General features: G+C 62.6%; 10 protein-coding genes. 3 read left to right on the forward strand and 7 right to left on the reverse strand.

What is annotated here, in order from left to right; genetic code table 11:
* Positions 1 to 27 precede the first annotated feature (27 nt).
* From EN906_RS16265 to EN906_RS16275, 3 genes are all read right to left on the reverse strand, one after another.
* Positions 28 to 255 (reverse strand): hypothetical protein, encoded by a 228-nt coding sequence (locus EN906_RS16265; RefSeq protein WP_013532399.1) that lies wholly within the window; start codon positions 253 to 255, stop codon positions 28 to 30.
* 363 nt (positions 256 to 618) lie between these two features.
* Positions 619 to 828: a cold-shock protein gene (locus EN906_RS16270; protein WP_010915421.1), complete on the reverse strand. Its 210-nt coding sequence runs from the start codon at positions 826 to 828 to the stop codon at positions 619 to 621.
* A 425-nt stretch (positions 829 to 1,253) separates the two neighbouring features.
* Positions 1,254 to 1,907, reverse strand: coding sequence for a glutathione S-transferase family protein (locus EN906_RS16275; RefSeq protein ID WP_164749554.1), 654 nt, complete (start codon positions 1,905 to 1,907; stop codon positions 1,254 to 1,256).
* Between the two features lie 199 nt (positions 1,908 to 2,106).
* Here EN906_RS16275 and EN906_RS16280 point away from each other — a divergent pair, with 199 nt between their 5' ends.
* Positions 2,107 to 2,286 carry a CsbD family protein gene (locus EN906_RS16280; protein ID WP_027037831.1) on the forward strand — a complete coding sequence of 60 codons (180 nt, stop codon included), beginning with the start codon at positions 2,107 to 2,109 and terminating at the stop codon, positions 2,284 to 2,286.
* A 57-nt stretch (positions 2,287 to 2,343) separates the two neighbouring features.
* Here EN906_RS16280 and EN906_RS16285 read toward each other — a convergent pair whose 3' ends face one another.
* Positions 2,344 to 3,474: a metallophosphoesterase gene (locus EN906_RS16285; RefSeq protein WP_164752202.1), complete on the reverse strand. Its 1,131-nt coding sequence runs from the start codon at positions 3,472 to 3,474 to the stop codon at positions 2,344 to 2,346.
* Positions 3,475 to 3,583: 109 nt separating this feature from the next.
* Here EN906_RS16285 and EN906_RS37295 point away from each other — a divergent pair, with 109 nt between their 5' ends.
* Positions 3,584 to 4,177, forward strand: coding sequence for a hypothetical protein (locus EN906_RS37295; protein ID WP_164777199.1), 594 nt, complete (start codon positions 3,584 to 3,586; stop codon positions 4,175 to 4,177).
* A gap of 64 nt (positions 4,178 to 4,241) precedes the next feature.
* On the opposite strand, the gene EN906_RS16295 is transcribed toward EN906_RS37295, so the two are convergent.
* Entirely contained in the window at positions 4,242 to 4,922 is a 681-nt protein-coding gene (locus EN906_RS16295; protein WP_127269335.1) for a TetR/AcrR family transcriptional regulator, read from the reverse strand.
* 96 nt (positions 4,923 to 5,018) lie between these two features.
* On the opposite strand from EN906_RS16295, the gene EN906_RS16300 reads away from it, so the two are divergent.
* The gene (locus EN906_RS16300; protein ID WP_127269331.1) at positions 5,019 to 5,798 is read left to right on the forward strand and encodes an NIPSNAP family protein; all 780 of its coding nucleotides are present in this window, start codon (positions 5,019 to 5,021) and stop codon (positions 5,796 to 5,798) included.
* On the opposite strand, the gene EN906_RS16305 is transcribed toward EN906_RS16300, so the two are convergent.
* The gene (locus EN906_RS16305; RefSeq protein WP_127269332.1) at positions 5,795 to 6,607 is read right to left on the reverse strand and encodes an alpha/beta hydrolase; all 813 of its coding nucleotides are present in this window, start codon (positions 6,605 to 6,607) and stop codon (positions 5,795 to 5,797) included. The genes EN906_RS16300 and EN906_RS16305 overlap by 4 nt on opposite strands.
* 8 nt (positions 6,608 to 6,615) lie before the next feature.
* Positions 6,616 to 7,471 (reverse strand): choline ABC transporter substrate-binding protein (choX, locus tag EN906_RS16310; protein WP_245484269.1); only part of this gene is annotated, 856 nt, incomplete at its 5' end.

A 7,471-nucleotide genomic window follows, 5' to 3' on the forward strand; every position in this document is an offset into this window, starting at 1 on the left:
GTGTTGGCGGTACGCGTTTGGTAGCCATCAGCGTCTTCCGGCCCGCTTCGGCAAAGCGGCTAGCGCGGCGGCGGCGGCCATCTCGTCGGCCTCCTTCTCCAGCCGCAATTCGCGCAGACGCGCGGTCTTGGCTTCACGTGCCTCGCTGACGGCGTCGCGCTCGGAATTGATGCGGTTGAGCGACATCGACTGGGTTTGCGTCTTGCTGAACAGGGACACGGCCTGATCGACGGTTGTCTTTGAACTGGTGGTCAAATCTTTCTCCTGTCAGGAGCCTGTGCCGATGGAGCGAGACCGGGTCTTCGGTCAGGATCACGCACAAAGCAATACGCGCGGCGAATTCAAATTGCTGGAGCGTCCCTTAGCACGTCCAGGCCGGCGCGCAGCGCACTTTCGGCGGCAAGGCGCGCAAAATGAAAAAGGCCAGGCACCGCCTGACCTTCATGGAGCGCCGCGCAACCAGATGACATCCAAAAAGGATGCACCCGGGGATGCACGAACGCCCTTCTCATGCGCATGATATGCCGTGGAAACTCAGGTCTCCGCGGCCATGCGCCCGAATTCGCCACTCACCGGTGCCAGTACATCCGTGGTCACCGGGAGAGCTGAATTCTTTTTTCAGGCCGCCTTCAACTGGTCGGCGGACATCTTGCCCGACTTGTTGTCGCGGACCATCTCGTAGCCGAGCTTCTGGCCCTCGACGATGTCGCGCATGCCGGCGCGCTCTACGGCCGAGATGTGGACAAAAACGTCGGCCGAGCCGTCGTCAGGCTGAATAAAACCAAAACCTTTGGTGGCGTTGAACCATTTAACTGTGCCGGTGCTCATGACGAACCCTTTCCATGGCAAATATTCATTCGACGCCATGCGGATGCACAACGTTCGTTTGTCCCGATTTTTGATGTGGGAAGTTCGTCAAAGGCGCGCTCGAAAGCGCGGATAACAAAAGTCAGTCAAACAAATATCGACGATTTGCTTATAGGCTTCTTTTGGCGCGCTGTCAAATTTGCATAAAGCCACAGCTGCGGAATTCTCCCAAACCACCTGGCCAAAAACCTTGCATGACGGCAAATCGGACGCCAAACAGCGCGCTTGCGCCAACTTGAGAAAAGTTTTCCGGCATCCAGGAACCATCTGCGCAGACGCGCATTTATTCGGTGTCATCAGCAGTTCATGAGAGCAATCGAATAACAGTTGATGGCAAAGACGCCCCCCGCACGATAAAAGGTGCGAGGGGCGTTTTCGTTTGGATCCTATTCGTCCGGACCGGGTTCCGGCCACGTCTCCCTGGCCGCCTCGGCATACCAGTGGCGCATCGCCGGCGTTGCCAGCACGGCGTCGACATAGGCGCGCGTATCCGGCGCCAGCGTGCCGCCATAGGTGTCGAAACGGGTGACGACAGGCGCATACATGGCATCGGCCGCGGTGAAGTGGCCGAACAGGAACGGGCCGCCCTTGCCGTATTTTTCCCGGCACTGGCGCCACAGCGCCTCGATGCGGGCGCGTTGCGCCTCGCCCTCGGCGTCGAGCGGCTTGTGGGCCTTGGGCCGACGCAAATTCATCGGCCAGCCATAGCGAACCTCGCGAAAGCCGGAATGCATCTCGGTCGCAGCCGAACGCGCCAGCGCACGGGCGTCGATATCGGCCGGCCAGGGCTTTTTTTCGGGAAACAGGTCGGCGAGATATTCAAGGATGGCAAGGGTTTCCCAGACGATCTTGCCACTGTGATTCAGCACCGGCACCTGACCTGTCGGCGACACTTTCGCCAGATTGGCAAAGGTTTCAGGCGTGCGCAGCCGCACGAAACCTTCCTCGAACGGGATCTCCAGATGCCTCATCGCCAGCCATGGCCGCAGCGACCATGAGGAGAAACACTTGTTGCCGATATAGAGCGTAAATTCTGCCATTTTTCTCCCCGCACGCTCGGCCATCCAATATCCATGGTCGACGTGTGTTCACAGCCTAGCCCACCAGCCTTGCCCCAAGGCGGCGGCCGCGCGACCTGATCTGCCGTCCGGGCGACGCCTGGAACCTAACCGACGCCGGCTCGTTAGCTACCCGCAAATGAATTCCCCTGAATTCAAAAATCCCAGGAGATGCGCAAAAATGGTGAACAAGGATCAGGTTGCGGGCGTGGCCAAGCAGGTCAAAGGCTCGGTCAAGGAAGCCGCGGGCAAGGCGACCGGCAACAGGCAGACCCAGGCCGAAGGCACGGGCGACCGGATCGCCGGCAAGGTGCAGAAGGCCTATGGCGACGTCAAGGACAAGGTCAAGAAGGCGCTCTGATCCGACATCGAGAAACGCGCTTTATCGAGGGAAAGGCGGCCGCGAAGGCCGCCTTTTTCATGTGCTCCAGCCCTTGCTGAAAGCATTGGTGAAGGCAACCTCGCCATGATCGCCGGTCGCCTCGCCCAGCACCACGTCCATGCCGTCGCTGGTCACCCTGGCCAGCGCGAAGCCGCCCATATAGGCAGCCTTCGGCTTGAACAGGTCGATCCCGTCCCTGCGATAGATCAGCGGCGTTTCGTGCTGGTGGCCGTGGAAAATGCCGACGACATTGTAGCCCTTCAGCGCCGCCAGCAACGCCTGCCGGTCGGCCTCGCTCCACCAATGCGGCGCACCGGTGCCGTCATCATCGAAGTCGCTCTTGGCGGCATCCCAGCGTTCCACCGAAAAAGTGTCCCAGCCATAATGCTGGAACAGGACGACCGGACGGCCGTCCGCCGCATAGGTCGCCAGGTCCTGCTTCAGCCATGGCAGGCTGCTCTCGGCGCCGTGGCCGGTATCGCCGGCGAAACGATGCGTCTGGATCAGATGCAGGCCGCCCCAGTCCCAGGAGTAGCAGTCGGTGTCGACATCATAGTCGGTGGCCGGCACCGGCGGCTTGAAGAACACGCCGGCGCGATGGTTGACCTCGACATAGTCGCGCAGTTCGCGCCGGTACCAGTCGACATGGTGCGGCGGCCCGTTCTGGTCGAGATCATGGTTGCCGAGCCCGACATAGACCGGCATGTGCACGCGATCCGGGCCGACGCCCTGGATGTAGCGCTGGCTGAACTGGAGCAGTTGGGTGCCCTCGCTCGGCTGCGTGATCTGGCCGCCGCCATCGTCGGTGACGTCGCCGCCGACGACGAGGCCGAGCGGCGTGCCTATCTTGCCGGCGGAACGCAGGCCGGTGGCGACGCCATTGATCTCGGCCGGCCAGTCCTTGTCGCCAAGCGCATTCAGCACCGCCACGTTGCGCAGCAGCGCGGCGTCGGTCTTGCCTTCCTGCAGGCAGTTGGGACTCAAGCCGCTCGCCATCCGGCAGGCATGGACATCGGCGATGAACAGGAAGGTGGCGTCGATCGCCTGGACGCGTTGCCCGGTCTGGCCGAAGGCCGGCCGCGGCAAGGCGCCGGCCGCGGCAAATCCCGCAGCCTGTACCAGGAAGTTGCGTCGGGAAAACGATCCAGTCGAAAGGCGATTCATCATCTGCTGATTCAGCATGGACAGCAGCCGGTCGTCCAGCGCCTCTGCGCCATCATCGACATGACGCCATGGGTCTGGCATGTCTCGCTTGCGCGAGCGGAGGAGGACGAAAATGAAAGCCGCAGCTATCTGCATGATCCTGGCCGCGATGTTGTGCGCGAGCACCGCGCATGCCGCCGGTTGCGTCGATGCCAAGTCCGCCAGGAAGGGTTTCGTTCTGGCGAGACCCGGCATCCAGAGCGAATTTCGGCCCGTGGCCGGCGAACAGATATTGGGTTTGGGGCGATTGCGATTCGTAGGTGTTGGCAACCGACATCATCCCGCCGGCCTGATCGAGGTGTTTCGCGACAGCGACACCGGCCGGCAGGCGATGATCCCGTTTTCCGATCTGCGAAAGCTGTTCCCGCTGAAGGCGGGGGCAAAGGCCACGATAGAGTTCGTCGAGTTGTCGCCGAACAAGCCGCCGAAGGGCACAAAGACGCTGAGCCTTGTCGTCAAGGGCAAGGAGACATTCCGTCTGGGCGACTGCAAATACAATGTCCTGGCGGTCAAGGAGACCTTCAAGAACGGCGACGGCGAGACGCTGGATTCATTCACCGCCCTTTATGCGCCCGATCTGCAAGCCGCGCTCGCGCGGCGCTACGATGAAGGCACCGGTTCGGAATCCGTCAACGGCTACGAGACGATCAAGCCGCTGGCCGAGTAGCTGAACCAGAGCCCGGCGTTCCCCACCTCGCCCGGCATCGGATGAAGAACGCAGCGCCGCAAAGTCAAGAGGTTCTCGGCCGTGGCAGTATCCTGTTGCGTCGCCTGGCTGCCAATCCGCCCTGCGATGGCGACGGCGCGCTGCGCTCCAGCCCCGCCAGGCAATCCCGCAGCACACCGGCATCCTGCGCCGTCTTGGCCATCGACATGGCCCCGGAATAGGCGGCGACCGTCAGCGCGGCGAAGCGTTCGGGGTCCGTGCCCTCGTCCTTGCCCGCCTGCTGGTCGGCACGCAGCTTGTCGGCAATCGCGCGCCGCCACCCGGCAAAGATACCGGCAAGGGCAAGGCGGAAATCGGGATCGGCAAGCGACAGTTCGTGCGCCAGATTGTTGAGCGGGCAGCCGCGCACGAAACCCTGCTGCTCCAGTTCCGCCGCCACGGCCTCGAACACGGCGCGCACGCCCTCGCGCGCCGATGCCGCCGCCAGCACCGGCGCGATCCATGTCTCTTCGACCGCTGCCGCCACACGCTCGTCGATCACAGCCAGCGCCAGCGCCTTCTTGGTCGGGAAGTGGTGATGCAGCGCGCCGCCGCTGACATCAGCCGCCGCCATCAGGTCGCCGATGCTGGAGGCGTGATAGCCGCGCGCCTGGAACGCATCCTCGGCGACATCGAGCACTTTCTTGCGCATGCCTTCAGGGTCGTTGGTGCGTTTTCCCGGGCGCGGTTTTGGCTGGACGGTCATCTCTGCTGACATTGCCGAACTTTAGCATGTTGACAAAACAGGACAACCGGTCTGTTTTACAAAACAGGACGATCACCCTGTTTTGGAGAATGTCGGATGAACCTGCCCCAGAACGTCGCGACGAAACCCTCAGCGCTCGCTTCGCCTGTCGTCGAGCTTCGGCAATACACGCTGAAGCCTGGCCGGCGCGACACGCTCATCGGCATCTTCGACGGCAGGCTGATCGAGGGCCAGGAGGACGCCGGCATGACCATCATCGGCCAGTTCCGGGACCTCGATCGGCCTGACATGTTCGTCTGGATGCGCGGCTTCGACGGCATGGATGCGCGGAAAAATGCTCTCGCCGCTTTTTATGGCGGGCCGGTCTGGGCGGCGCACAGCGATGCGGCCAACGCAACGATGATCGATTCCGACGATGTGCTGCTGCTGAAGCCGGCGTGGCCCGCCGCCGGCTTCGACCTCGCGGGCAAGCAGCGGCCAAGCCTGGCCGATGACGAAAAGCCCATTCAAAACAAACCGCTGACCGGCATCGTTGTCATCGAGATTCATCATTTGCAGCCCGGCACAGAGGCTGATTTCGCCACTCGCTTCGAGACTGAGACGGCGTGCCTGATGACGGCCGACGCACGCCTGCTCGCCGCTTTCGTTACCGAGCATGCCGAAAACAGTTTTCCGCGCCTGCCGGTACGGGCTGATGAAAACGTCTTCATCAGCGTCATGGGTTTTGCCAGCACCGAGGCGCATGCCCGCCACCAGGCCGCCCTCGCCGCTTCTCCGGCATGGCAGGATTTTTGGCAGGCCGCGCAGCTCGGCCTGACCAAACAAACGGAGACTTTGCGGCTGTTGCCCACATCGCAATCATTGGTCGGGCGTTAGACTTCAAATGCCTCGATGATCGCCTTTGCGACAAGGACCGGATCTTCCCAATGCGGGTTGTGGCCACAACTCTCAGCCCGAACGAAGACGGCTTCGGCAAGAGCGGATTGCAACGCCTGCTGGTGCGCCGCGCCGAACAGCGGGTCGCAGGCGCCGGCGATGATCAGCGTCCGGGCCTGCACGACTCGTGCCGAGTCGGTCAGGTCGGCGCGGCGGATTTCCTCGAGAATCGCGCGCCAGCGCGGGGTCGGCATCGCCGAGGCCTCTTGCGCCAAGCCGGCGAGAAAGGCTGCTGGCACGTCGGTACGACAGGCATGCCACCAGGCATAGAACGGATCGGTCGGCGATATCGGGTCGCGCAGGGCCTCGACGCTCACCACCAGCGGATGACCCGGCGCGAAATCGGGCTTCAACGTGCCGGCCAGGACCACCAGCCCGCCGATCAACTCCTTGTGCCCCGCAGCCAAAGCGACAGCCACCATGGCGCCCAGCGAATGGCCGACGACGACCGGTCGGTCGAGTTGTAAACTCTGGATCAGCCCGGCCATATCATCGGCAAGATCGGCGATGCCGCAGTTCTTGCCAGCCTGCGAGGCGCCGTGGCCGCGCAGATCCGGCATGATCAGACGACGGCCGGCCAGATATGGCGCCAGAAGCGAAAAACTGCGGCTGGTGTCGGTGAAGCCGTGCACCAACAGCAGTGCCGGCTCGGCGCCTGATACCTCGACATAGGCGATGTCGAGATCGCCGACAGTGACGAATTGCTTGCGGCCGGACCAGGCGCCCTGCTCCGGCAAAGCATCAAGCACCGCCGCTCTCACAGACCGAGCTTTTCCTTGACCGCGGCGAGGCCGGGTTGGCCGTCGAAGGTGGTGACGCCGGCGAGCCAGGCGTCGAGGCGGCTTTTGTTGGCCGTGATTGCCTTCAGCGCGCCGTCCTCCGGCTTCATGCCGTCATTGATCAGATAGCCCATGCCGACATTCTCGAAATCGATGTCGAAGGCGAGATTCCTGAGGAATTGCGCGACGTTCGGGCATTGCTCGAGATAGCCCTTGCGCACCTGCGTCGTCACCGTCGCGGCGCCGAAGTTCGGGCCGAAGAACTTGTCGCCGCCGGTCAGGTACTTGAAGTCGTACATCGTGTTCATCGGATGCGGCGCCCAGCCCTGGAAGACGATGAACTGCTTTTCCTTGATCTCGTAGCCGACCTCGGAAAGCATGCCGGCTTCGCTGGACTCGACCACTTGCCAGCCGTCCAGGCCAAAGGCGGGATCGGCGATGGCGTCCATCATCAACTGGTTTGAACCGGGCTCGATGCCGTACATTTTCTTGCCGAACTTGTCGGCGAATTTGTGCAGGTCGGAAATGTCCTTGACGCCGGCATCCCAGGCGTAGGTCGGAACGGCGAAGGTGTATTTGGCGCCCACGAGATTGACGCGCACATTTTCGACCGAGCCGTCCTTCTTGTAGGGCTCGTAATAGGTGACCATGGCCGGATCCCAGTAGCCCAGGAACAGGTCGAGGTCCCTGTTCTTCATGCCCTCGTAGATGACGTTGATGCCGAGCACCTGGCTTTGCGGCTGATAGCCGAGCGCCTCCAACAGGACGTTGGCGACCCCCGTGGTGAAGGCAAGGTCGTTCCAGCCGGGTTCGGCCATGCGGACCGTCCTGCAC

The organism is Mesorhizobium sp. M7A.F.Ca.CA.004.06.1.1, from assembly GCF_003999135.1.
Lineage (GTDB): Bacteria > Pseudomonadota > Alphaproteobacteria > Rhizobiales > Rhizobiaceae > Mesorhizobium.